The following is a 23,496-nucleotide window of genomic DNA, read 5'->3' as shown; positions in this document are numbered from 1 at the left end:
TACGAAGGAAAGGTTCGACAATGCCCCCTCAGGGACCAGTAGGCGTAGAAGCCGGTGGTGTAGACAAGGTCGTCTCCCACATGGAGTCGTCCATCACCAACCTGCGTACTTCGGTCAAGGAGATCGATGACGCCGCACAGGCGGTGCTGCGCGGTTGGAAGGGTGACGCGAGCGACGAATTCGTCAAGGTCGCCCAGGCCTGGCACGACGAGGCCGACGCGCTGAACAAGAAGTTCGACCGCCTCACCGAGGCCGTCAACAGCGGTAAGAACACCATCGTGAACATGGACCAGGGCGGTCTGTCCGGTGGCGGCGGCGCCTCCAGCGGCGGCGGATACACCAACCTCGTCTGATTCTTCTGAGAGTAAGGAAACTCTGATGACCATCCTTTACGATCCCGCTGCGATGAACGAGCTCTACAGCGACCTTCAGACGCACGGCGGGAAGATGAAGAGCGAGATCGATGAGCTCGAGGGCGCCGCCTCGGACTTCCGGGCCAACCTCCAGGGTGAACAGGCGATCTCGAGCTTCGACACCGCTCACAAGGGCGTCACCACCGAGCTCACCGACACCCTGGACAAGCTCGACCGGCTTGCCGCCCAGGTCGAAGGCGCGCTCAACCGCGCGCTCGAGGCCGACGGCAAGGTGGGCGACGGCTTCGCTTCCTTCTAGTTCATCGCGGACCGTTTCCCGGTCGGCAGTACTACGGCCTGTGCACCGGATGGGGCACAGGCCGTTGTCGTCTCCGGAAACTCAGCGGGCGGCGAGTGATTCGCCGATGTAGTGCATCTCGTCGGGGGTCGTCACCATCGCGACCGTGGCGCTGCCGGTGCTGGTGCGGACGGTGATCCGGTTGGGCTGGTACGGGTCCTGGATCAGGGTGACGTCGGGTTGGGCGGCGTCGGGGTCGCGTTCGGCGGTGCGCACCTCGACGATGGTCGCGCCGCCGAGGTGGACGGTCGGGGCGATGCCGTCGTAGACCAGGACGGTGGTGGTCGGATACGGCGCGGCGGGGACGGGGGGTGGGCCTGGCTGCGGCTGGGGTGTGGCCCCCGCGGTGCGCGGGGCGATCGCGAGTAGTTGGGGGGTGGCCAGATTGGCCACCATGGTCTGCCAGGCATTGGGGCGGTTGGTGTGCACGACCGCGTGCGCGCCGAGGGCGGTGGCGCGCAGAACGACCTGCTGGGCCAGGTCGAGATTGCCGATGACGTCGACGTGGCGGGTGCCCGCGCCGATGAGGGGGACGGCGATGCCCTGGCCGAGATGGTCGGCGCCGATGAGCTGGCCGCAGCCGGTGGTGGGGACGGCGAGGTCGGCGAGCGCGGTGAGGGTGCCGCGGTAGCCGTCGCTGCCGCCCAGGTCCTCGGCCGCGCCGATCGGCAGCGTGTCCAGCAGGATGTGCCGATGGCTGCCGGTGAGTTCGCGCAGGCCGGGCAGCGGGGGTTCCTCGGGCGGGGTGGCCGTGTCGAACCGGACCACCGCGTTGAGGACGACAGTGCCCGCCTTGTCGCCGATCCGGGCGGCGCGTCGCGCGCCGGGATGCAGCCGCAGGGTCACCGTGGTGGACAGGCTGGAGGTGGCCCAGATGTCGGCCAGGCCGCTGGAGCCGAGCATCGGTGCGGTCAGCTGGTAATGCGTGAGATGGCGGTGCTCGCTGGACAGGCCGCGCCCGGTCTCGGTCACGGTCAGTGGGTCGAAGCCGTGTGTGAGTTCGCGCACGGCGCTGTTCATCTCGGTCGCGGTCAGGATCGCGGCGTCGATGTGGTGGGTGGCCAGCCGATTGGCCACCCGGCGGGTGGCGATGATCATGGTGCGCAGTGCGCCCTCGGCGCCGCCGCCGCGCTTGTCCACCGCCGCGGCATTCGCGACCGGGTCCAGGCGCAGCACCAGCCAGCACGTGCGGTGGGCGATGGCGGGCAGCGGCCCGAGGATGCGGTCGTAGAGGTGGGCGGCGGCGCCGGTGCCCGCGGTGCGCGCGCCGGTGGCGATGACATCGATGCCCGCCAGCTCGACGTCGAATTGATCCAGGCAGCGGGCGATCTCGGTCAGCGGCAGCAGTTGGTCGTCGCTGAGCGTGCTGCGACGCAACAACGTCAGGGTGTCCGGCGGCGGTGCGATGCGCAGCATGGTCAGCAGCAGATCGCCGTCCCAGCGCACCCCGCAGGCGCCGCCCTCGGGCAGGGGGACGTCGAAAGCCGGTGCCCGGTCAAGGGTCTCGGCGCGCCCGCGGACCTTACGCACGGCCAACGCCCCGACCCGCACGGCGAGATTGCGGCGTCCGACCGGGACGAGCCCGATCAGCAGCACGGCCGCGGCCGCGGCGATCGCGCCGAGCACCGAGGCGGTGGCGGCCAGCACCACCCAGGCCAGTGCTGCCGCGAGCACCGCGACGATCACGCACGCGCGCAGCGGGAACATGCGGAACAGCCAGAAGTTCGGATCGCGTAAAGTGTCGTGCGCGTTGTCGGCCGTGGTTTCCCCGGCGTTCATGGTGTCGTTCAAAATCGTTGTCCCTGATCGGCATACGTCGGATCTCGGCTCGAGGACGAATCCGAATTACGGTACCGTGTCGAACGAGATGGTGAGCTTCGCATCTGGAACACACGCACCGAGGGGGTCGGCGTGCCGGCACAGCTGACGACCAAGGCCCAGGTCAACGGATACCGGTTTCTGTTGCGCAGACTGGACCACGCCCTGATCAGGCGCGATGTGCGCATGCTGCACGATCCGATGCGCTCGCAGAGCCGGTCGCTGTGGGTGGGCGCGGTCCTCGGATTGCTGATCGTGGCGGGCGCGGCGATTCTGGGCTTCCTCCGGCCGCAGGGGTCGATCGGGGATTCGCTCATCGTCAGCGGAAAACAGAGCGGCGCGCTGTACGTGGTGGTTCAGTCCGAGGACGGCTCGAAAACGCTGCACCCCGTGCTCAACCTGGCGTCGGCGCGTTTGATCGCTGGCAAGTCCGAAGCACCGCATTCGGTGAAGGACGACAAACTCGGCTCGTACCCGCGCGGCCCACTGCTCGGCATTCCGGGCGCCCCGACGGCCCTGCCCCCATCCAAGCAGGGCGCGAGTTCGGAGTGGACGCTGTGTGAGAGCACGCAGCTGTCCGCGGGCGGCAGCGCGGCAGGCGTCACGGGCGGACTGACCACCGCCATCGCGGGACCGCTCGAGCTGGGCAACCGGATCGGCGTGGCGGGCGCGGACGACGCCCTGCTGGTGCGGCGCAATGACAAGACCTATCTGGTGTATCAGGGGCGTCGGGTCGAGATCGACCCGACGAACTCGGTCATCGCCCGCACGCTCGGGCTGTCCGGGCACAGGCCGCGCCCGGCGGGCGCCGGCTTCCTCGGCGCCACCACCGAGGGCCCGGCGCTGGCCGTGCCTACCGTCCAAGGCGCCGGACAGCCGGGTCCGGGCAGACTGTCGAATGTGCCGGTGGGCGGCGTCATCTCGGTGCCGGGCCACGCCGGTTCGGGTGGTGAGCAGCTGTACGCCGTGCTGGCCGACGGCGTGCAGCCGGTCTCGGAGTTCACCGCGACGCTGCTGCGCAACGCCGACTCGCAAAATATGCGCGAGATCGCCGTCGTGCCACCGGACGCCCTTGACCGGATTCCGGTGCTGCACACACTCCCGGTCGATCACTTCCCGGCGCGCACGCCACGCATCGTGGCCGCCGAGGACGCCCCGGTGGTCTGTGTCAGCTGGTCGAAGAACCCCGGTACCGCGGCCAAGCAGGACAAGCAGGTCGACGGACCCGGTGAGCGGGCCGCGGTCACGCTGCTGACCGGAACGACACTGCCGCTGCCCGATTCGGCCGAGCCGGTCACACTCGCCACCGCCGACGGCACCGGCGACCGCATGGACGCGGTCTACCTCCCGCCTGCCACCGGCGAATTCATCCAGGTCACCGGCATCGAGCCGGGCAGCCCGCGTCGCGAGTCGCTGTTCTATGTGGCCGACAACGGAATTCGCTACGGCATCCCGGACGCGGCGACCGCAGGCGTGCTCGGCCTCGGGGACTCGCCCCGGCTCGCGCCGTGGTCGATCATCGGCCAGTTGGTCCCCGGCCCGACGCTATCGGCCAAGGACGCGCTGACCAGCTACGATTCCCTGCCGACCGCGAAATAGCCGCATCGCGCGATCAGTTCGGGGGCAGCCGCACGTTCAGGGTGGCGATAATGGCGGCCAGCGCCGTGCGCATATCGGATTCCTCGATCCGCATCAGCACCTCGTCGTCGACCTCGGACAGATCGAGCTCGGCGTCGTTGGCCAGGCGGAACTCCCGTTCCTCCTCCGCCGCCTCGATGACATTGCGGATGAAGCGGCCGTTTCCGGCCAGGTCGACACCGCGCCGCGCCGCGCCGCTCTGGTCGGTGCTCTCCAGGTCGTAGAGGAACCGGCAGGATTCGATGAGGGCGGCCAGCGCCGCCTCCGACATCGTCGAATCGCGGCTGCCCGCGATGATCTCGCCGATCTGCCCGAGTTCCTCGGGGGTGTAGGACGGGAATTGCAGGCGCTTGGCGAAACGTGAGGCGAGACCGTCGTTGGCGGCGAGCAGGCGATCGATCTCCCCGTCATAGCCCGCGATGATGACCACGAGCCGGTCGCGGTCGTTCTCCATCCGCGCCAGCAGGGTGTCGACCGCCTCGCGGCCGAACGCGTCACCACCGGACAGGCCGGTCTGGATCAAGGTGTAGGCCTCGTCGATGAACAGGACGCCGTCCATCGCGCTGTCGATCAGGGCCTCGGTCTTGATCGCCGTGCCGCCGAGGTTCTGCGAGACGAAGTCGACGCGCTTGGCCTCAACCACCTTGTCGGTCTTCAACAAGCCGACACCGCAGTAGATCTGGGCGACGATCCGGGCGATCGTGGTCTTGCCGGTGCCGGGCGGCCCGGTGAAGGCCAGGTGCTGACCGCGTGACTGGCTCGACAGGCCCTTCCCGGCACGGATCTTCGCCAGCTGGGCCGATGATTGCAGTTTGGCCACCTGGGTTTTCACCGAGGCGAGGCCGACCTGCTTGTCGAGCTGGGCGCGGGCCTTGGCCAGAATGTCCTTGGCCCGGTCCTCGGCCTGGTCCTGGTCGAGCTGGGCGAGGCTCGGCGCCGAGGCGGGATCCCACTTGTCTGTGCGCGCGTCGATGGACTCGCGGCTGGTCACCACGATGCGGAAGGTGCGGTCGCGCATGGCCGTGGTGTTGGCCGTGAAGTCGGGCAGCTGCGAATACACCTGCTCGAACAGGGCATGGGCCTCGGCCTCGTTGCCCGCTTCGCGCAGGCACAGGCCGCGGTTGTACATGGCGGTGAACCGGGCCGACGGAATCGGGCCCGCCTCAGCGGCTTCCATGCGCCGGATCGCCTCGCCGAACAGGCCGAGCTGCGCGCAGGCGGTGCCGACCATGACATGCGCGCCGGTGGCGAGGTAGGGATCCTTCCAGTCCGCCGAACCGGCCAGCACCGTCATCACGTCCGGCCAGCGCTGGGTGTTGTAGTGCAGGATCCCGCGGACGTAGGCGCTGATCCGGTCATCGATCTGCTTGTCCGGCGTGTCGGCGAGGCCCCGGCGCAGCTCGGCGAGTTCATCGAGAACCTTCTCCGCTTGGGCGTAGTCCTTGTCGGCGATCAGTTGCGCGGCCCAGGCGAGCCAGATCTCGGCGATGTTCGACAGCGGATAGTTGATGTAGAGGCCGGGCAGGAACACCCCGGCCAGCGCCCGCGGCGCCAGCCCGACCCTGCGCTGTTCCCGGCCCAGTGAGTCGACACTGGTCCGGTGCAGATTGAACAGGACCTCACGGGTCACCTCACCGGCGGCGGCGCGACCCAACCAGGCATCGCACATCGAGGTATCCCATTCGGTCGCGCGCTGGAACGCCAATTTGGCGTATTCCTGGTCGCGCTGGGACTCCTGGCCGTCGATGGGCAGCCCGAGTGACAGTACGCCTGCGTCGAAGGCACGCTGGGCTTGGCGAATGTCAGGCATGTGGTGTCGGACCCCGAAATCTTTGACTGATGTACAGGTTACGTTCAATCAGGCTGTGGCAGACCTACATCGCGCCGGATGGGTCTGTCCGTTAGATTAGGTAATGCTGCCGTGTGGTCGCAACGGAAGTTGTCAGCTACGACTGAGAGTTCATCACTGGTGTCGACGTTGTTAGGCAATGAGCCCGAACTGTGCCGGGTTTCGGTGATCGGCGGTGACACACAGCTGGACATCGGCCTGCCCGCCACCGTCCCGATCGCCGCGTTCATCGGCGATCTGGTCGCGCTGATTCGCTCGCGTGACCCGCGCCTGCCGGACGGCGAGGAGGATTCGGCGCCGGTCCGCGCCCAGCACTGGACCCTGGCCCGTCTGGGGCAGGATCCGCTCGCGCCGAACCGCACGCTGACCGAGGCCGAGGTCCACGACGGGGAACTGCTGGTGCTCAGCCCGGTCCTGCGCAAGGAATCCCCGGCGCTGTTCGACGATGTGATCGACGCCGTATCCCGGCTCACCGCAGGGGAATTCCGGTCCTGGTCCGGGGCGGCGGCCCGCTGGACCGGGCTGGTGGTCGCGATGGTCGCCGTCGTCGCCGCGCTGGCGGTGCTGGCGGTGTCCCGCTCCGGCGGCGATCCGCTGACACCGGCCTTCGCGCTGCTGGGCACCGGCATTCTCGCGCTTGCGGCGGCCGGTCTCGCCGCACGCAAGTACTTCGACGAGCTGACCGCCAGATACCTGTCTCTCGACGCGCTCGCGCTGCTGTTCGGTGGTGGCGCGCTGCTGGTGCCCGGAGCGCTCGGCGCAGCCCACGTGCTGCTCGGGAGTGTCACGGTGCTGGTCGCGGGCGTGGTCGGTCACCGGATCATCGGCTCGGCGGCGGGGCTGTTCGCCGCGGCGGTCCTGATGAGCGTCGTCGCCGCGGTGACCGCGGTGGTGTATCTGATCTGGCATCCGGGATTGCCGAAGCTGTTCGCCGCGGTCCTCGTCGCCGGTTTCGTCCTGTTGTCGTCGGTGGCGCGGATGGCGGCCGTGGTTGCGCGCCTGCCGATTCCGCCCGTGCCGACCGCCGGTGGGGCGATCGACCCGGCCGACCACGAACAGCGCCCGACGATCGAGGGCATCGGTGCGATCGGCGCGATCGCGCTGCCGTCCGGAGCCGGTCTGGGGGAGCGTGCTCGCACCGCCAACCAGGTGCAGACCGGACTTGTCGCCGCGTGCGCGGTGGCGGTGGCTATCGGTGCGTTCGGCGCCGCGGACCCGTTCGGGCCCATCCACTCCGGTGGAGTGGCGCTGGCGGTGATCGGTGCGATCGTGCTGTGCCTGCGCGGGCGCTCCTACGCCGACCTGGTCCAGGCGGCCACCCTGATCGCCACGGGCGCGCTGACGCTGCTCGCCGTGGTGACCGGCCTCGGACTCGGCCACAGCGCATTCGAATTCGCCGCGGTCGCGGTCCTGCTCGTCACCGCGGTCGCGGTGGTCGGCTTCGGTGTGATCGGTCCGCACATCGAGGTGACCCCGGTGACCAGGCGCGGTATCGAGATCTTCGAATACCTGCTCATCATCGTGCTGATCCCGCTGGCTCTATGGGTCATGGACGTGTACTCGACCGCCCGGAACATATGACCCGCACAGTCTTTCGGCGCACGCTGCTGCGGCTCACCTGTGCCGCGGCAGTGCTGGCCGCCGTGCCCGCGCCCGCCCTGGCGGTAGCGCCGCCGAGGATCGACGACGGCGCGCTCGGCGCCGCCCTCGCGCTCAGCGGCAGGCCCGCCCCGCTGGAACCGACCGAGCAGCGGCAGCTGTGCGCCGAACCGGTCCTGCGCGGTGCGCCGCCGACCGAGGCGCCGGTGTCGCAACGGGTGCTGGATCTCCCGTCGGCCTGGCGGTTCAGCCGCGGCGCCGGCCAGAAGGTCGCGGTGATCGACACCGGGGTGAACCGGCATCCGCGCCTGCCCGCCCTGGAGGCGGGCGGCGACTACGTCAGCGACTCCGACGGCACGCTCGACTGCGACGGCCACGGAACCCTGGTGGCAGGCATCATCGCCGCCCGGCCGTCCCCGGACGACGCGTTCGTCGGTGTGGCGCCGGAGGCGGAGATCCTCACGATCCGGCAGCTCAGCCTCGCCTACGAGCCCAAGGACCGCCGCGGCGCCGACAAATCGGCCGATCAGCTGCGCAGCGACGGATACGGCAGCGTGCTGACCCTCGCCGCCGCCGTGGTGCGTGGGGTCGACCTCGGCGCCACCGTCATCAACATCTCCGAAGTGGCGTGCAGCTCCGCCGGATCCGCCACCGCGGACGGCGCCCTCGGCGCCGCGGTCAAGTACGCCTACGAACGCAATGTCGTGGTGGTGGCCGCCGCGGGCAATGTCGAAACGGGCGGGCCGTGCGAGACCCAGAACTCCGGTTCGGGCTGGGGTGCGGTGAGCACCGTCGCCACCCCTGCGTGGTTCACCCCGTACGTGCTGTCGGTCGCCTCGGTCGACCCCGACGGCACCCCGTCGGCGCTGTCGCTGCACGGGCCGTGGATCGGCGCGGCGGCCATCGGGCGCAATATCGTCTCGCTCGACTCCAAACCGGGCGGTACGGGTCTGGTCGACGGCGTGCAGACCAACGACGGCCTCCAACCGGTCGACGGAACCAGTTTCGCCGCACCGTATGTCGCGGGCCTGGCGGCGCTGGTGCGGGCGAAGTTCCCGGAGCTGACCGCCGGGCAGGTGATCGACCGGATCACCCGCACGGCGCACGCACCCGGTCGAGGTCGCGACGACGCCATCGGCGCCGGGCTCATCGACCCGCTGGCGGCGCTCACCGCACCCCTGCCCACCGCGCCGATCAGCACGGGCGCCGACCGCGGTCGTCCGCTGGCGGCGCCGGCGTCGCCGGCCGAACCGGATCCGCGCCCGCGCCGGGTCGCGGCGATCGGATCGGTGACTCTGCTGGCGGCGCTCGGTATTGTTGCCGCACTGGGTTTTCCGTTCCGCACCCGCCGGGCCGACCTGAACTCGGAATTCGACTAGAGGCTTGTGATGGCTACCGAAGGTTTCGTCCGCCGTCCCCGGATCGCGCCGCCTCGCGCGCCCGGTGGTGAAGTCGCGCTCACGCCCCCGCCGGAGATCCAGCGGGCCATCCCGTCGCCGCTGATGATGAAGATCATGCCGGTGATCATGGTGGTGGCCGTCGTCGGAATGATCGCGATGATGGCGACGATGGGTCGCAACCTGCTGGCCAATCCGATGATGCTGATGTTCCCCATGATGATGCTCATGTCGATGGTCGGAATGATGACAGGCATGCGCGGTGGCGGGCCCAAGCGCGCGGTGGAACTCAACGAGGAACGCAAGGACTACTTCCGGTACCTGGGCCAGGTGCGCAAGGATGTGCGCACCACCGGCCGCAGACAGCTCGAGTCACTGATCTGGAGTCACCCGGAACCCGCCGATCTGCCCGCCCTGATCGGCACCAGGCGCATGTGGGAACGCCGCCCCAACGATCCCGACTTCGGGAATGTGCGCGTCGGCGTCGGCAGTCACCGGCTGGCCACCAAACTGGCCAGGCCGGAGACCGGTCCCCTGGAGGACCTGGAGCCGGTGTCGACGGTGGCGCTACGTCGCTTCGTCCGCACCCACTCGGTAGTCCACGAACTGCCGACCGCGGTGTCGCTGCGCGCCTTCCCCGCGATCAACCTCGGCGGCGACCTCGAGCAGGCGCGAGAGCTGGTGTGCGCCATGCTGATGGAGCTCACCACCTTCCACGGCCCGGACAATCTCGCGGTCGCCCTGGTCTGCGCCGACCCCGACGCGCAATGGGCGTGGACCAAATGGCTGCCGCACGTGCAGCATTCGACACTGCGCGATGGCATGGGCTCGGCCCGCATGATCTACACCTCGCTCGGCGAGTTCGAATCCGCGCTGTCGGCCGAACTTCTCGAACGCGGCCGGTTCATGCGCAACCCGCAGCCGACCGCGGGACGGGTGCACCTGGTCGTCGTCATCGACGACGGCTACGTCAGTGGCAACGAACGGCTCATCAGCGAATCCGGCCTCGACTCGGTCACCGTGCTCGACCTGACCGCGCCCGAGCACGGGCTGGCCGCACGGCGCGGATTGCAGCTGGTGGTCGGCGACGGCGTGGTTTCGGCCCGCAGTGCCGCGGGCATCGAACGCTTCGCCACCGCGGACACCGTCTGCGCCGCCGAGGCGGAGGCCTTCGCCAGGAAACTGGCCAGGTACCGGCTGGCCACCGCCGCGCAGATCGTCAGCCTCGGCGACGGCGCCGCCACCGACCCGGGTCTGATGGCCCTGCTGCGCATCCCCGACGCCGCCCAGATCGACCCCGCCCGCGTCTGGCGTCCCCGTACCGCGCGTGAACGCCTGCGCGTGCCCATCGGTATCACCCCGGACGGCACCCCCGTCGAGATCGACATCAAGGAATCCGCCGAGAACGGAATGGGCCCGCACGGCCTGTGTATCGGCGCGACCGGATCGGGCAAGTCGGAATTCCTGCGCACGCTGGTGCTGTCGATGGTCACCACGCACTCGCCGGACGCGCTGAACCTGGTGCTGGTCGATTTCAAGGGCGGCGCGACCTTCCTCGGCCTGGATTCGTTGCCGCATGTCGCGGCGGTTATCACCAACCTCGAGGAGGAGCTGTCCCTCGTCGACCGCATGAAGGACGCGCTCGCCGGTGAGATGAACCGGCGGCAGGAACTGCTGCGTTCGGCGGGCAACTACGCCAATGTCACCGACTACGAGAAGGCGCGTGCGGCCGGTGTGCCGCTGGACCCGCTGCCCGCGATGTTCATCGTGGTCGACGAGTTCTCCGAACTGCTCTCGCAGAAGCCGGATTTCGCGGAGCTGTTCGTGATGATCGGCAGGCTCGGCCGGTCGCTGCACGTGCACCTGCTGCTTGCCTCGCAGCGGCTGGAGGAGAACAAACTGCGCGGCCTCGAGTCGCACCTGTCCTACCGGATCGGCCTGCGTACCTTCTCGGCCAACGAATCCCGCGCGGTGCTCGGCATCACCGACGCCTATCACCTGCCAAGCGTGCCCGGCGCGGGGTACCTCAAGAGCGACGCGTCCGAACCGTTGCGGTTCAACGCGAGTTACGTCTCGGGGCCCTATGTCGCCCCCGCGGGCACGGGTACCGGCACCGACAGCGAGCCGGTCGGCGGCCAGCGCCCTGTGGTGTTCACCGCCGCGCCCGTCGAGATCGCCGAACCCGGCGCCGAGGGCGAACCGAGCGAGCCGACGGTACGCGGGCTGCCCGAACTGCCGCCGCCCCCGACGGCGGGATCCGTTGCCGATGAAGGCATTCCCGACTCGCTGCTCGATGTCGTCGTCGAACGGCTGACCGGGCACGGCAGGCCCGCGCACGAGGTGTGGCTGCCGCCGCTGGACGAGTCGCCGTCCGTCGACATGCTGCTGCCGAACCCGGAGTGGACCTCGCCGGTGAACCGGCACGGACAGTTGTGGATGCCGATCGGTGTCGTGGACAAGCCGTACGAGCAGCGCCGCGACGTGCTCACCATCAGTCTCGCTGGCGCACAGGGCAATGTCGCGGTCGTCGGTGGTCCGCAGTCGGGCAAGTCGACGACGCTGCGCACCATCATCATGGCTGCCGCCGCCACCCACACGCCCGAACAGGTGCAGTTCTACTGCCTCGACTTCGGCGGTGGTTCCATGGCGGGTCTGGTCGGGATTCCGCATGTGGGTTCGGTCGCGGGCCGTCTCGACGGCGACCGGGTGCGTCGCACCGTCGCCGAGTTGACCACCCTCATGCGCCAACGCGAGGAGCGCTTCGCCGAACTCGGCATCGAGTCGATGGCGGAGTTCCGCCGCCGCAAGTTCGCCTCGCAGGAGGCACGGCGCATCAACGGCACCGCCCCCGAGCCCGGTGATCTGCTGGCCGCCGACCTGTTCGGCGACGTGTTCCTGGTCGTCGACGGCTGGGCCGCCATCCGCGAAGAGTTCGACGTGCTCGAAGGCCAGATCAACGCCATCGCCACCCAGGGGCTGTCCTACGGCATCCACCTGATTATCGGTGCCTCCCGTTGGGCCGAGATCCGGCCCGTCGTCAAGGACCAGGTCGGCACCAGGCTCGAGTTGCGCCTGGGTGATCCCGGCGACTCGGAGATGGATCGCCGCACCGCGCACCAGGTGCCTGTCGGAAGGCCGGGCCGCGGCCTGACACCCGATCGGCTGCATATGCTGATCGCCCTGCCGCGCCTGGATTCCGACTCCGATCCGTCCTCGATCGCCGACGGTGTCACTCGCGCCAAGGAGGGGCTGATCGAACTCCACGGCGACCGCCGCGCGCCCGAGGTGCGGATGCTGCCGCTGCGCTTCCCGCGCGAGCAAGTGCTCAGCGCCGCAAGGGAACAGGGCATCGAACTCGGTCCGACCCGTATCGCCGTCGGCTTGGGTGAATCCGAATTGCAGCCGCTGGCACTGGATTTCGGCGCCGAACCGCATTTCATGGCCTTCGCCGATGTGGAGTGCGGCAAGACCACGCTGTTGCGCAATATCGTGATGGGCATCGCCGAGAACTCCACCGCCGCCGAGGCGCGGGTGATTCTCATCGACTACCGGCGCACCATGCTCGGCGTGCTAGAGGGCGACCAACTCGCCGGATACTCGACGTCGTCGCAGACCTGTGGACCGATGATCCAGGAAGTGGCGACCTACCTGTCCAAGCGCATCCCCGGTGCCGACATCACCCAGCAGCAGCTGCGCGAGCGCAGCTGGTGGTCGGGCCCGGAGATCTACATCGTGGTCGACGACTACGACATGGTCGCCACCGGTTCGATCAACCCGTTCGCGCCGCTGCTCGAATTCCTGCCGCAGGCCCGCGATATCGGTATGCACCTGATCGTCACCCGTCGCATCGGCGGCGTCTCCCGTGCGCTCTACGACCCGATCCTCGGCGCGATGAAGAACCTGTCGGTGCCCGCGTTGGTCATGAGCGGCTCCCGCGACGAGGGCAAGATCATCGGCGAGGTGCGGCCGAGCAGGATGCCCCCCGGCCGTGGCACCCTCATCTCCCGCAGCCAGGGCGTCGAGCTGGTCCACATCGCCGACCTGCCGCCCCTCTGACACACCCACCGTCGGCGCCTCATCGAGCACGAGCGCCTGAATGGCGTTGCGGCGGTGATCGACACCCCGGGCCGGGATATGCGGTCGCCCGGAATTCGCCGCGCCCTACGGATCACGTCGTGCTGTGAGTTCGCCGGCCAAAGTCCGTACACGGGCGAACGGCACCGATTACAGTGCACTCACGGGGCCGTGTAGTGCTTGACAGGTCCCCTCAGAGGTTTACTGTAAGAACGTCCTGATCCGGTGTTGTGCGGCTATGAACGGCGAGGCAACGTGGCAGGTTCGGATTCATCTACGGTCGTGATGGCGGTTCCCGAGGCACGGCGATGCCTCGACCCGGCAGTACAGTCCGGAACGCTCGGCGCACTACCTTCTTCCGGTGTGCTGGTTCGCGCGTGCCGCGGGCACCGGGTCGTCGGTGGCCCGCTGTTGTGGTTCGCGCGCGATCTCGCCGTGCTCCACGAGCGGCGGTGGATCGGTCGTGGCGGCTCGGTGGACACAGATCCCGCGCATATCCTCGAAAATGACTGTCGCCGAGGCGAATTGGTCATGGCTATCGATGATTGGGTGCTGCGCGCGATACCCCAGCACCGGCTCGGCGCCACCTTGCACACCGAAACCGTCGGCGCGGTGATCGACCGTCTCGCCCAATCCGCGGTGCGCGCACATCACGCGCTGGAGACGCTCGACGCCAACGACGAGCAGTTGCACGCGGCCTGGTACCACCTCGCCGAACTCGCGGACGGTTACGACGATCTGGTGCGCGACGTGCTCGCTGGTCGCAGGCGGCTGCCCGCGTGGTGAGCGGTACCCGTCTCCTTCGGGCCGAGGTCATGACCCGGTGACCCATGGCCGCGCGTTCGCGCGGCCGGTCAGTGGTACCGGCGGTGATCCGCCCCGAACTCGTCGGCGACGGTAGCGGCCAATTCCACATACGCGCGTTTCGCTTGTTTGCTCAGCCGATGCAGATCTATTTCGGCGCCCTCGGACAGGTGCTGGTCGTACGGGATGATGTGGACGGCGCGGCAGCGTGACAAGAAGTACTCGCGCAGCTGCTGCACCCCGACATTCGGTGACCCCTCGCGCGGCAGGTTGATGACGACGACCGCGTTGACGACCAGGTGATCGTGGCCGTGCAGGGACAGCCAGTCCAAAGTGGCCGCCGCGCTGCGGGCGCCATCGATCGCCGCGGAGGAGACCAGTACCAGCGAATGCGCGAGATCGAGCACGCCCGACATGGCCGAATGCATCAAACCGGTGCCGCAGTCGGTCAGGATGATGTTGTAGTAGCGCTGCAGAATCCGTGCGACCGCGCGATATTCCTCGTCGTTGAACGACTCGGATGCCGCAGGATCCCGCTCACTCGCGAGTACTTCCAGCCTGCTGGTGGCCTGGGAGGTGTGCCTGCGCACGTCGGAGTAGCGCTCGATCGACGGATCGAGCAACAGATCGCGCACCGTCGACCGGGTCTGCAGCGGCACACGCTGGGAGAGGGTGCCGAAGTCGGGGTTGGCGTCGACCGCGATCACCCGATCGCCTCGAACCGACGCGAAAATCGAGCCGAGACCCATCGTGGTCGTCGTCTTGCCGACACCGCCCTTCAACGACAGCACCGCGATTCGATAATCACCGCGAACCGGCTGCCTGATGCGCGCCACCAACTCCTGGAGACGCCGCTCCTCGGCCGACATGCCCGGATTGATCGCCCCACCGGACATGTGGTGGACGGCCTTGCGCCACCCACCGCCCGGCGCGCGGGTGGCTCGGCGCAACGGCACATCGTCCAGCGACGGCGCGCCGTGGGGTCGCGGTCCCGAGGAGGGAGGGACCTGTCCCCAGCCCGATGCCGGGCCCATCGGAGCGGGCGGCGGCGTGTTCGGGTTCTGGTGCTGCGGGTGGTGCCCTGGCGCGGTATGCGGCATCTGCTGGTCGGGCTTCCGCGCGAACGTGTCGGCAGGGCCGGGCAGCGGCGGGTGGCCGGGTGCGTCGTAGGCGCCCGGCGGCGGTCCGACCGGAGGTGTCGCATAGCCGGGGGACTCGGTGGGAACACCGGCCAGCGGGGCCGGTTGCGGGGGCCGGGTCCATCCCGGCGCGGACGGATCGGCGGGCGGCTGCGCGAAGACGTTCGGATCGCGGCCGAGCATGCCGGGGGAGGGCTGGTCGCTGACCGGTGCGCGGTGTCCGGGAGTGACGGCTCCACCGGGCGGCGAAAGGCGATGACGGCCACCAGGATTCGAAAGAGATCCCGCGGTGGAATCCCATGCGGCGTCGGATGCCTGTGCCGGTGCGGATCCCCACGGGGCGCCGGGTCCCTGGGGGTTCGGGTCACCGGTTGGTGCGGGCGGCGGCGTGGGGCCCGGCCCGTATCCGGGTGGGCCGGTCGGGATCGGCGGCGGGTAGCCGGGGCCTGGCGGGGCGGTGTAACCCGTTGACTCCGGCAAGGATTCGGCCTCCGAAGCCGGGTGAGCTTCCCGCTCGCCGGGGCGAGCGTCGGCGTAACCCGGTGTGCCGTAGTACTCCCCGCGCGAGGTCGTGTCGGGCGAGGAACCGGACGGGCCGCCGGCACCGGAATCCGGTGGCGGCACCGGATCGGCGTACGGCGAGCGGGGCGTGGGCGTACTCGGGATCTGGTCGGGCGGGATCGGTTCGTACCGGGGCTGTTCACCGACCGGTTCGGCGTGCTCGCTCGGTGCCGACCAATCGGCGGACGCCGCGGATTCTTCCGGTCGTTCCGGGGGATCCGCAGGCGGGGTCAGCCACGGTGGCGGACCGTCGGTTCCCTGTTGTTCGGATACCGCTTCGTGCCGGCTCGCGGACGCGTCGTCGGAAGTGTCCGCGCGAACCGGCGAATCCGGCAGCGGAAGACGCTCCACCGCCGCCGGCGTGGGTGCACCGTCGAACGCCGGGGGTACGGGCTCGCGATCGTCGCGTCGGCCGTCGAATCCGGCAGGCGGCGGGGCGGGCAGGGGAGGCCGCGAAGGAGGCGGCGGCGACGGCAGTTCACCGAGCTCGCCGGGAGCGCCGCCGGGTGCTCGGAGATTCTCGGGCGCAGGCGGTACCGGCGGTATAGACGGCACCGAGGGTGCGGCCGACGCGGTGGGCGGGGCCGGAAGATCGGGCCGGACCTGCTGGTACCTGGTCGTCGCCGCTTCGGACAGGGGCGGGCTCTGGTCGAGCGGCTCATGCGGGGGCACCGCGGGACTTCGGAGCGGCTGAAATCCCTCGGAAGGTGTGCTCGGTTGACGCGTCGGCAAACCTTGCGCGGCATCACGCCGCTGAGGAGTCGACGGCGCGTTGTCGGGCCCGGCGGGCGGGGTGCCGATGACACCGTGCGGCGGTGCGTCCGGGCGCTGCTGCGACCTCGAATCGAGTGGTTGCCCGCCGGGATGCGACGAGCCCGACGGCATATCCGGCCGAGGCCGCCCCTGATACGGGTCGGCCTGCTGTCCGGCGGCGCGCGGGTCGTACTGCGGTCCACCGGCCTGTGGCTCGGGCTGAGGCCCGCCGGAATGCGGGTCGAACGGCCCGCCGGATCGTGCGCCGGGTGGCGGCCCGTCCGATCGGGGAACCGGCTGCTGCCCACCGGAGTGCGCGTCCGGCTGCTGCGACCAGGGCTGCTGACCGATATCGCGCGAATCCGCGTGCCGCTGGTCGTGCCCGTAGTCGCGCTCGTCCGAACTCGAACCGGGTGCGCCTATATCACCGGGTGCGCCTATATCGGAGTGTTCGTCCTTGTCGCGACCGCCGAAGAGGCGACGCTTCTTATCCTTGCGCGCAGGGGTCGAATTGGGGTCCTGGCGACCGCTGTCCGGCGCGGCCGAACGGCCGCGCCTGCGTCGCGAGGGCGCCGGGTCATCGATCGTCTCGTCGTGTGGCAGATTCTGAACGGGGGCCTCGTACCCACCGCTGACATCGCTTTCGGACAGCCACGGCGGCAGCATGGGCAGGCCGTCGTCGTTCCGACTCACACGCCACCCCGCTGAAGGTTCGATCCGGCAGCACACTGAACCGCGGTATTCGCGATCCGTACAGCGCGCTCGTCCACAAGGTACCCGGCTTCGCCGCATTCACGCCCCCGCCGGATGCCGACCGCGCCGCCGTGGAAAGCGCGGAGGATATTGCCCCCGACCCGGCGCCGTCGCGCCCCCGCCGTGGCCGAGGGTGTTGCGCGCGCGGCTCGGTCACTGCGCTGGCTCACGGACATCCCCCTGGGATCTGCTCGACCGATTCTCGACCGAGGTCAGTTTACGCGACCCCCACCGGCCCCACGTGGGCAGTGGGATGTACCGGGGAGCTACCGTCCGCGAGCGCTCGGGGGCCTCGGCGAGTACCCTGGTGAACCCCGCGACCGGCGATGCGTTTTTGCCGGATCCCGACCCGCCCGGTAGGCTTGAGCGGCGGTGCACCTATGCGCCGACTGCTTGCGTGTCGCCGGTTCGATCGTTCACCGGATCCATACAAGCAGACACCCAGGCAATCAAACCAGGTTCGAGCGGCGCTGCCGTTCGGTGAACCGGGATCGCGGAGGACATGGCGAAGAAAGACGGGGCCATCGAGGTCGAGGGTCGAGTTGTCGAGCCGCTGCCCAATGCGATGTTCCGGATCGAGCTCGAGAACGGACACAAGGTTCTCGCGCACATCAGCGGAAAGATGCGGCAGCACTACATTCGTATCCTTCCCGAGGACCGGGTGGTCGTCGAGCTGTCGCCCTACGACCTGTCTCGCGGCCGGATCGTTTACCGGTACAAGTGACCGCGCTCCGGCGCGATCGACTCGACGGGCGCGAGCCCGTCACCACAGACTTCCCCAGTCGTCGACTGGGGAAAAACTGTGTTCACACCCATGTGAACCACAACAAGATTGGACGGACGTGAAGGTTCAGCCGAGCGTCAAGAAGATCTGCGAGAAGTGCAAGGTGATCCGCCGTCACGGCCGGGTCATGGTGATCTGCGACAACCTGCGTCACAAGCAGCGCCAGGGCTGATCGACGCCGGGGGTAACCCCGGTAGGTCACCTGCCGAGCACCGAACGCGGTTCGGATTGGCACAGAAGTGAATGGGACGAGCTGCAAGCACTCGTCCTGCGAAGAACTCCCAGATCCAGCCGCACGCTGCGGTTATTCGGGTTCACCCCGAGGCGTGCGAGCCAACCACCGGTACGGAGGCCGGTGCCCCGCCAAGACGAGGGGAACGGACAGGGAGCAGACCTCCGCGACAATTAAGGAACTGCCACCATGGCACGTCTCATGGGCGTAGATCTCCCGCGCGAAAAGCGCATGGAGATCGCGTTGACCTACATCTTCGGCATCGGCCGTACCCGGTCGAAGGAGATCCTGGACGCCACCGGCATCAGCCCGGATCTGCGGTCGAAGGATCTCAGCGACGAGCAGGTCACGCAACTGCGTGACTACATCGAAGGCTCGGCTCTCAAGGTCGAGGGCGACCTGCGCCGCGAGGTGCAGGCCGATATCCGTCGCAAGATCGAGATCGGCTGCTACCAGGGCCTGCGTCACCGTCGTGGCCTGCCCGTACGCGGCCAGCGGACCAAGACCAATGCGCGCACCCGCAAGGGCCCGAAGCGCACCGTCGCAGGCAAGAAGAAGTAGGGATAGCGCATGCCTCCGAAGAGCAGGGCCTCCGGCCCCAAGAAGACCCAGAAGTCGCGTCGCAGGGAAAAGAAGAACGTCCCGCACGGCCACGCGCATATCAAGAGCACGTTCAACAACACGATCGTGTCGATCACCGACCCGAGCGGCAACGTCATCTCCTGGGCGTCGTCGGGTCACGTCGGCTTCAAGGGTTCGCGCAAGTCGACCCCGTTCGCCGCGCAGCTCGCCGCCGAGAACGCTGCCCGCAAGGCGCAGGAGAACGGCGTCAAGAAGGTCGACGTCTTCGTGAAGGGCCCGGGTTCGGGCCGCGAGACCGCGATCCGCTCGCTGCAGGCCGCTGGCCTCGAGGTGGGCACGATCTCCGATGTCACCCCGCAGCCGCACAACGGCTGCCGTCCGCCCAAGCGGCGTCGCGTCTAGCGGGAAAGGAATAGCGAAAAATGGCTCGTTATACAGGCCCTATCACCCGCAAAAGCCGTCGACTCCGTGTTGATCTGGTAGGAGGCGACCAGGCGTTCGAGCGTCGTCCCTACCCGCCCGGCCAGCACGGCCGCGCGCGGATCAAGGAGAGCGAGTACCTGCTCCAGCTGCAGGAGAAGCAGAAGGCTCGCTTCTCCTACGGCGTCATGGAGAAGCAGTTCCGCCGGTACTACGAAGAGGCCAACCGCCTCAAGGGCAAGACCGGTGACAACCTGCTCCGCCTGCTCGAGACCCGTCTCGACAACGTCGTGTACCGCGCCGGTCTGGCGCGTACCCGCCGCCAGGCGCGTCAGCTGGTCAGCCACGGTCACTTCACGGTGAACAACCGCAAGGTGAACGTCCCCAGCTTCCAGGTCTCCCAGTACGACATCATCGATGTCAAGGAGAAGTCGCTGGGCACGTTGCCGTTCCAGGTGGCGCGCGAGACCGTCGGCGACCGCCCGGTTCCGGGTTGGCTGCAGGTGATCCCCGGCCGTCTGCGGATCCTGGTGCACCAGGTTCCCGAGCGCGCCCAGATCGATGTGCCGCTGCAGGAACAGCTGATCGTCGAGTACTACTCGAAGTAACGGCTTTCGCGCTGCTGTTCCTTCCCCGCCCGGGCGGATTCACCGCTTCGGCGGCGGGAGGGAAATCCCACAACGTGGGCGTCAAATAGTGGGCGCCCGTACAGGAGGATGATCCCAATGCTGATTTCCCAGCGTCCGACGTTGACCGAAGAGGTCGTCGCCGAGAACCGTTCGAAGTTCACCATCGAACCTCTCGAGCCCGGCTTCGGTTACACGCTCGGCAACTCGCTGCGGCGTACCCTGCTGTCCTCGATTCCGGGGGCCGCGGTCACGAGCATTCGTATCGACGGCGTTCTGCACGAGTTCACCACCGTCCCCGGTGTGAAGGAAGATGTCACCGACATCATCCTGAACCTCAAGGGTCTGGTCGTGTCCTCTGAGGAGGACGAGCCGGTCACGATGTACGTGCGCAAGCAGGGGCCGGGCACCGTCACCGCCGGTGACATCGTGCCGCCGACGGGTGTTGTCGTGCACAACCCGGATATGCATATCGCCACCCTGAACGACAAGGGCAAGCTGGAGATCGAGCTCGTCGTCGAGCGCGGTCGCGGTTACGTCCCGGCGGTGCAGAACAAGGCGTCCGGCGCGGAAATCGGCCGGATTCCGGTGGATTCGATCTACTCCCCGGTGCTCAAGGTGACCTACAAGGTCGAGGCCACCCGTGTCGAGCAGCGCACCGACTTCGACCGTCTCATCCTCGACGTGGAGACCAAGAACTCCATCAGCGCGCGGGACGCGCTCGCCTCGGCGGGCAAGACCCTGGTCGAACTCTTCGGCCTGGCCCGTGAGCTGAACGTCGAAGCCGAAGGTATCGAGATCGGCCCCTCGCCGGCCGAGGCGGATCACATCGCCTCGTTCGGTCTGCCGATCGAGGATCTGGACCTCACCGTCCGGTCCTACAACTGCCTCAAGCGCGAGGGTGTGCACACGGTGGGCGAGCTCGTCGCCCGCACCGAGTCGGATCTGCTCGACATCCGTAACTTCGGCCAGAAGTCCATCGACGAGGTCAAGGTCAAGCTGCACGCGCTCGGCCTCTCGCTCAAGGACAGCCCGGCGTCGTTCGACCCGTCCTCCGTGGTGGGTTACGACGCGAGCACCGGAACGTGGAGCGACAGCGGCACGTTCAGCGACACCGACGGCGGCGAGCAGGACTACGCCGAGACCGAACAGCTTTAGGCCGCTGGGGTAGGCGCCCCGGTTCGGCCTCACACAAGGAGACAACAATGCCCAAGCCCAAGAAGGGTGCTCGCTTCGGCGGGTCGGCGTCGCACCAGAAGGCGATCTTCGCCAATCTGGCGACGGCGCTCTTCGAGCACGGTCGGATCACGACCACCGAATCCAAGGCCAAGGCGCTGCGCCCCTACGCCGAGAAGCTTGTCACCAAGGCGAAGGCCGGCACCCTTGCCGACCGTCGCGAGGTGCTCAAGGTCATCCGCAACAAGGATGTGGTGCACGAGCTCTTCGCCTCGATCGGTCCCTCGTTCGAGGGTCGTGAGGGCGGCTACACCCGCATCACCAAGACGATGCCCCGCAAGGGTGACAACGCGCCGATGGCGGTTATCGAGCTGGTCCGGGAGAAGACCGTGACCAACGAGGCCGACCGCGCCCGTCGTGTTGCCGCGTCGCAGAAGACCGAGGCCGCTCCGGCTGCCGAGGTTGTCGAGGACGCCGCCGAGCAGGCTGTCACCGACGAGGCCGTCACCGAGACCGCCGAGGCCGACGCCCCGGCTGCCGACGAGGCCGCTGAGGACGAGAAGGCCTGACGGCTGTATCCCCCGCCCACGCGGGGATGATTCAGACGCCTGACCTCGGTCGGAGTTCTCGAACGAGCCCGCCACCCGTTTCCGGGTCGGCGGGCTTGTTCGCTTTCCGCCGGGATGCGTTCGCACGAGTTGACTCTCGTCCATCGACGAGCGGAGAGCGTGGAGGATTCGATGGTTCCGATCGATATGTCGTCGGATTCCGGCGAGCCGGTGGGTATTCCGGCGACGGCCGGGGAGCCCGAACGTCCGGCCGTCCGGATTCGCCTCGATATCGCGTATGACGGAACGGATTTCATCGGCTGGGCCAAACAGCCGGGACTGCGCACCGTGCAGGGCGTCCTCGAGGAATCGCTGAGCAAGGTGTTCCGCGAGCCGATCCAGCTCACCGTGGCCGGTCGTACCGACGCGGGGGTCCATGCCGAAGGCCAGGTCGCCCATTTCGACACCGCGGCCGCATTCGACGGGCCCGCGCTGGTGCACCGGATGGCGAAATTCCTGCCGAAGGATGTGCGCATCAAGCAGGCGCGCCTCGCGCCGCCGGAATTCGACGCCCGTTTCTCCGCGATCCGCAGGCATTACGCCTACCGGCTCACCACCGCCCCCTACGGCGCCGACCCGCTGTCGGCGCGCTCAGTTGTCCCGTGTCGCGCCACGGTCGATATCGCCGCCATGCGCGAAGCCTCGGCGAAACTCCTCGGTCTGCACGATTTCGCGGCCTTCTGCCGCCGTCGTGAGGGCGCGACCACGGTGCGCGAGTTGCAGCGTTTCGACTGGGAGCGTGACGGCGAGCTGCTGGTCGCCCACGTCAGCGCGGACGCCTTCTGCTGGTCGATGGTGCGCAGTCTCGTCGGCGCTGTTCTCGCGGTGGGCGAGGGCAGACGCACCCCGGAGTGGGTGGGCGCGCTGCTCGGGGAATCCGAGCGCTCCAGTTCGGTCACCGTCGCCCCCGCGCACGGGCTGAGCCTGATCGCCGTCGACTACCCGGCCGACGCCGATCTCGCCGCTCGCAATGCCCAGACCAGGGAAACGCGTACGGTTCCTACCGGCGACGCGGGTTGCTGCGGTAGTTGAACGGCGGTTCGTTCGCCGCGACGGAATAGATGCGGGTCGGGCCCTGGTTGCCTCCGACATGACCAAAGATGATCTCGGGAAATTCGGTGTGTGGCGCGGATACCGGGGGTTCACCCCGGAGGCGGCGCGGGAACTGGAAGAACTGGGATTCGGCGCGTTATGGCTCGGTGGTTCGCCGCCGGCGGAGTTGCCGGTGGTCGAATCGCTGCTGGAGGCGACGGAGTCGCTGACCGTCGGCACCAGCATCGTGAATATCTGGACGGCGAAGGCCGAGGCGGTGGCCGAGTCCTACCATCGGATCGAGCAGCGGTTCCCGGGGCGCTTTCTGCTCGGCATCGGCGTCGGCCATCCGGAGGCCAATGGCAGTGACGCCGTCAAACCGTACGACGCGCTCGTGGCCTACCTGGATGAACTCGATGCGGCGGGCGTGCCCAAGGAAGGCAGGGCGTTGGCGGCACTCGGTCCGCGCGTGCTGAAACTGGCGCGCGACCGCACCGCCGGCGCACTGCCCTATCTCGCGCCGCCGGAACATACGCGGATCGCCCGCGAGACGCTCGGCGCGGATTCGCTGCTCGTCGCCGAGCAGAAAGTAGTCCTGGACGACGACCCGGAGCGGGCACGCGCGGTCGCCAGGGGCATGGTGTCCATGTACCTGGGGCTGGTGAACTATGTCGGCAACCTGCGCCGTCTCGGATTCTCCGAGGAGGATGTGACCAAGCCGGGCAGCGATCGGCTGGTCGACGTCCTCGCGGTTCACGGCACACCCTCGGAAGTCTCGGCAGGGCTGGTCGCGCATCTGGACGCGGGCGCGGATCACGTCGCGATCCAGGTATTGAACGAGGACTATCTGGAGGCGCTGCGCGTGCTGGCGCCGGTATTGCCGTTCGCGCGGTGAGACTGTGCCCTGACCATCGATCGATGGTCCGGGCACGCTCGGCGT

Annotated in this window: 19 protein-coding genes; 16 read left to right on the top strand and 3 right to left on the bottom strand. The window is 68.5% G+C overall.

Annotated elements, in window-relative coordinates; all coding sequences use genetic code 11:
- Positions 1-20 precede the first annotated feature (20 nt).
- Positions 21-353: a WXG100 family type VII secretion target gene (locus ABZS43_RS08270; protein WP_355035129.1), complete on the top strand. Its 333-nt coding sequence runs from the start codon at positions 21-23 to the stop codon at positions 351-353.
- Positions 354-378: 25 nt separating this feature from the next.
- Positions 379-672 (top strand): type VII secretion protein EsxR, encoded by a 294-nt coding sequence (locus tag ABZS43_RS08265; protein ID WP_355035128.1) that lies wholly within the window; start codon positions 379-381, stop codon positions 670-672.
- Between the two features lie 81 nt (positions 673-753).
- Here the strand turns inward: ABZS43_RS08265 and eccE are convergent, their stop codons facing one another.
- Positions 754-2,490: a type VII secretion protein EccE gene (gene eccE, locus ABZS43_RS08260; RefSeq protein ID WP_355035127.1), complete on the bottom strand. Its 1,737-nt coding sequence runs from the start codon at positions 2,488-2,490 to the stop codon at positions 754-756.
- 132 nt (positions 2,491-2,622) lie between these two features.
- Between eccE and eccB the strand changes: the two genes are divergently transcribed.
- Positions 2,623-4,128, top strand: coding sequence for a type VII secretion protein EccB (gene eccB / locus ABZS43_RS08255; RefSeq protein WP_355035126.1), 1,506 nt, complete (start codon positions 2,623-2,625; stop codon positions 4,126-4,128).
- Between the two features lie 13 nt (positions 4,129-4,141).
- Here the strand turns inward: eccB and eccA are convergent, their stop codons facing one another.
- Positions 4,142-5,977 carry a type VII secretion AAA-ATPase EccA gene (gene eccA, locus ABZS43_RS08250; RefSeq protein ID WP_355035125.1) on the bottom strand — a complete coding sequence of 612 codons (1,836 nt, stop codon included), beginning with the start codon at positions 5,975-5,977 and terminating at the stop codon, positions 4,142-4,144.
- A gap of 159 nt (positions 5,978-6,136) precedes the next feature.
- On the opposite strand from eccA, the gene eccD reads away from it, so the two are divergent.
- From eccD to ABZS43_RS08230, 4 genes are all read left to right on the top strand, one after another.
- Positions 6,137-7,597, top strand: coding sequence for a type VII secretion integral membrane protein EccD (gene eccD / locus ABZS43_RS08245; protein WP_355035124.1), 1,461 nt, complete (start codon positions 6,137-6,139; stop codon positions 7,595-7,597).
- The gene (gene mycP, locus ABZS43_RS08240) at positions 7,594-8,994 is read left to right on the top strand and encodes a type VII secretion-associated serine protease mycosin (RefSeq protein WP_355035123.1); all 1,401 of its coding nucleotides are present in this window, start codon (positions 7,594-7,596) and stop codon (positions 8,992-8,994) included. Before eccD ends, mycP begins: the two co-directional genes overlap by 4 nt.
- Positions 8,995-9,003: 9 nt before the next feature.
- Positions 9,004-13,068 (top strand): type VII secretion protein EccCa, encoded by a 4,065-nt coding sequence (eccCa, locus tag ABZS43_RS08235; protein WP_355035122.1) that lies wholly within the window; start codon positions 9,004-9,006, stop codon positions 13,066-13,068.
- A 303-nt stretch (positions 13,069-13,371) separates the two neighbouring features.
- Entirely contained in the window at positions 13,372-13,872 is a 501-nt protein-coding gene (locus ABZS43_RS08230; RefSeq protein WP_355035121.1) for a DUF4254 domain-containing protein, read from the top strand.
- Between the two features lie 68 nt (positions 13,873-13,940).
- On the opposite strand, the gene ABZS43_RS08225 is transcribed toward ABZS43_RS08230, so the two are convergent.
- Positions 13,941-17,036 (bottom strand): AAA family ATPase, encoded by a 3,096-nt coding sequence (locus ABZS43_RS08225; RefSeq protein ID WP_355035120.1) that lies wholly within the window; start codon positions 17,034-17,036, stop codon positions 13,941-13,943.
- Between the two features lie 562 nt (positions 17,037-17,598).
- Here ABZS43_RS08225 and infA point away from each other — a divergent pair.
- From infA to ABZS43_RS08180, 9 genes are all read left to right on the top strand, one after another.
- A complete protein-coding gene (gene infA, locus ABZS43_RS08220) occupies positions 17,599-17,820 on the top strand; it encodes a translation initiation factor IF-1 (protein WP_003418601.1) in 222 nt (73 codons plus the stop codon).
- 118 nt (positions 17,821-17,938) lie between these two features.
- A complete protein-coding gene (rpmJ, locus tag ABZS43_RS08215) occupies positions 17,939-18,052 on the top strand; it encodes a 50S ribosomal protein L36 (RefSeq protein WP_011207363.1) in 114 nt (37 codons plus the stop codon).
- Positions 18,053-18,301: 249 nt separating this feature from the next.
- Positions 18,302-18,673 (top strand): 30S ribosomal protein S13, encoded by a 372-nt coding sequence (gene rpsM, locus ABZS43_RS08210; RefSeq protein ID WP_355035119.1) that lies wholly within the window; start codon positions 18,302-18,304, stop codon positions 18,671-18,673.
- Between the two features lie 9 nt (positions 18,674-18,682).
- Positions 18,683-19,096: a 30S ribosomal protein S11 gene (gene rpsK / locus ABZS43_RS08205; protein ID WP_014349147.1), complete on the top strand. Its 414-nt coding sequence runs from the start codon at positions 18,683-18,685 to the stop codon at positions 19,094-19,096.
- Between the two features lie 20 nt (positions 19,097-19,116).
- Entirely contained in the window at positions 19,117-19,722 is a 606-nt protein-coding gene (gene rpsD, locus ABZS43_RS08200; RefSeq protein WP_355035118.1) for a 30S ribosomal protein S4, read from the top strand.
- 117 nt (positions 19,723-19,839) lie between these two features.
- A complete protein-coding gene (locus ABZS43_RS08195) occupies positions 19,840-20,898 on the top strand; it encodes a DNA-directed RNA polymerase subunit alpha (RefSeq protein WP_014981770.1) in 1,059 nt (352 codons plus the stop codon).
- A 47-nt stretch (positions 20,899-20,945) separates the two neighbouring features.
- On the top strand, positions 20,946-21,485 hold the full coding sequence (rplQ, locus tag ABZS43_RS08190) for a 50S ribosomal protein L17 (RefSeq protein ID WP_355035117.1): 540 nt from the start codon (positions 20,946-20,948) through the stop codon (positions 21,483-21,485).
- 258 nt (positions 21,486-21,743) lie between these two features.
- Positions 21,744-22,556, top strand: coding sequence for a tRNA pseudouridine(38-40) synthase TruA (truA, locus tag ABZS43_RS08185; RefSeq protein ID WP_355035227.1), 813 nt, complete (start codon positions 21,744-21,746; stop codon positions 22,554-22,556).
- Positions 22,557-22,614: 58 nt separating this feature from the next.
- Positions 22,615-23,451, top strand: a complete 837-nt coding sequence (locus ABZS43_RS08180) for an LLM class F420-dependent oxidoreductase (protein WP_355035116.1) — start codon at positions 22,615-22,617, stop codon at positions 23,449-23,451.
- Positions 23,452-23,496: the final 45 nt, after the last annotated feature.

This window comes from Nocardia sp. NPDC005366, from assembly GCF_040606855.1.
Taxonomy (GTDB): domain Bacteria; phylum Actinomycetota; class Actinomycetes; order Mycobacteriales; family Mycobacteriaceae; genus Nocardia.
The sequence above is the reverse complement of the archived record's forward strand: the minus strand, read 5'-3'. Positions and strand labels throughout refer to the sequence as shown.

Bases quoted from the DNA above. Each gene is read 5' to 3' on its own strand.
- ABZS43_RS08230 (WP_355035121.1), top strand. From the start codon at position 13,372: ATGGCGGTTCCCGAGGCACGGCGATGCCTCGACCCGGCAGTACAGTCC.
- rpsK (WP_014349147.1), top strand. From the start codon at position 18,683: ATGCCTCCGAAGAGCAGGGCCTCCGGCCCCAAGAAGACCCAGAAGTCG.
- ABZS43_RS08195 (WP_014981770.1), top strand. From the start codon at position 19,840: ATGCTGATTTCCCAGCGTCCGACGTTGACCGAAGAGGTCGTCGCCGAG.
- rplQ (WP_355035117.1), top strand. From the start codon at position 20,946: ATGCCCAAGCCCAAGAAGGGTGCTCGCTTCGGCGGGTCGGCGTCGCAC.
- ABZS43_RS08270 (WP_355035129.1), top strand. From the start codon at position 21: ATGCCCCCTCAGGGACCAGTAGGCGTAGAAGCCGGTGGTGTAGACAAG.
- rpsM (WP_355035119.1), top strand. From the start codon at position 18,302: ATGGCACGTCTCATGGGCGTAGATCTCCCGCGCGAAAAGCGCATGGAG.
- infA (WP_003418601.1), top strand. From the start codon at position 17,599: ATGGCGAAGAAAGACGGGGCCATCGAGGTCGAGGGTCGAGTTGTCGAG.
- rpsD (WP_355035118.1), top strand. From the start codon at position 19,117: ATGGCTCGTTATACAGGCCCTATCACCCGCAAAAGCCGTCGACTCCGT.
- ABZS43_RS08180 (WP_355035116.1), top strand. From the start codon at position 22,615: ATGACCAAAGATGATCTCGGGAAATTCGGTGTGTGGCGCGGATACCGG.
- ABZS43_RS08265 (WP_355035128.1), top strand. From the start codon at position 379: ATGACCATCCTTTACGATCCCGCTGCGATGAACGAGCTCTACAGCGAC.
- eccA (WP_355035125.1), bottom strand. From the start codon at position 5,977: ATGCCTGACATTCGCCAAGCCCAGCGTGCCTTCGACGCAGGCGTACTG.
- eccCa (WP_355035122.1), top strand. From the start codon at position 9,004: ATGGCTACCGAAGGTTTCGTCCGCCGTCCCCGGATCGCGCCGCCTCGC.
- mycP (WP_355035123.1), top strand. From the start codon at position 7,594: ATGACCCGCACAGTCTTTCGGCGCACGCTGCTGCGGCTCACCTGTGCC.
- eccE (WP_355035127.1), bottom strand. From the start codon at position 2,490: ATGAACGCCGGGGAAACCACGGCCGACAACGCGCACGACACTTTACGC.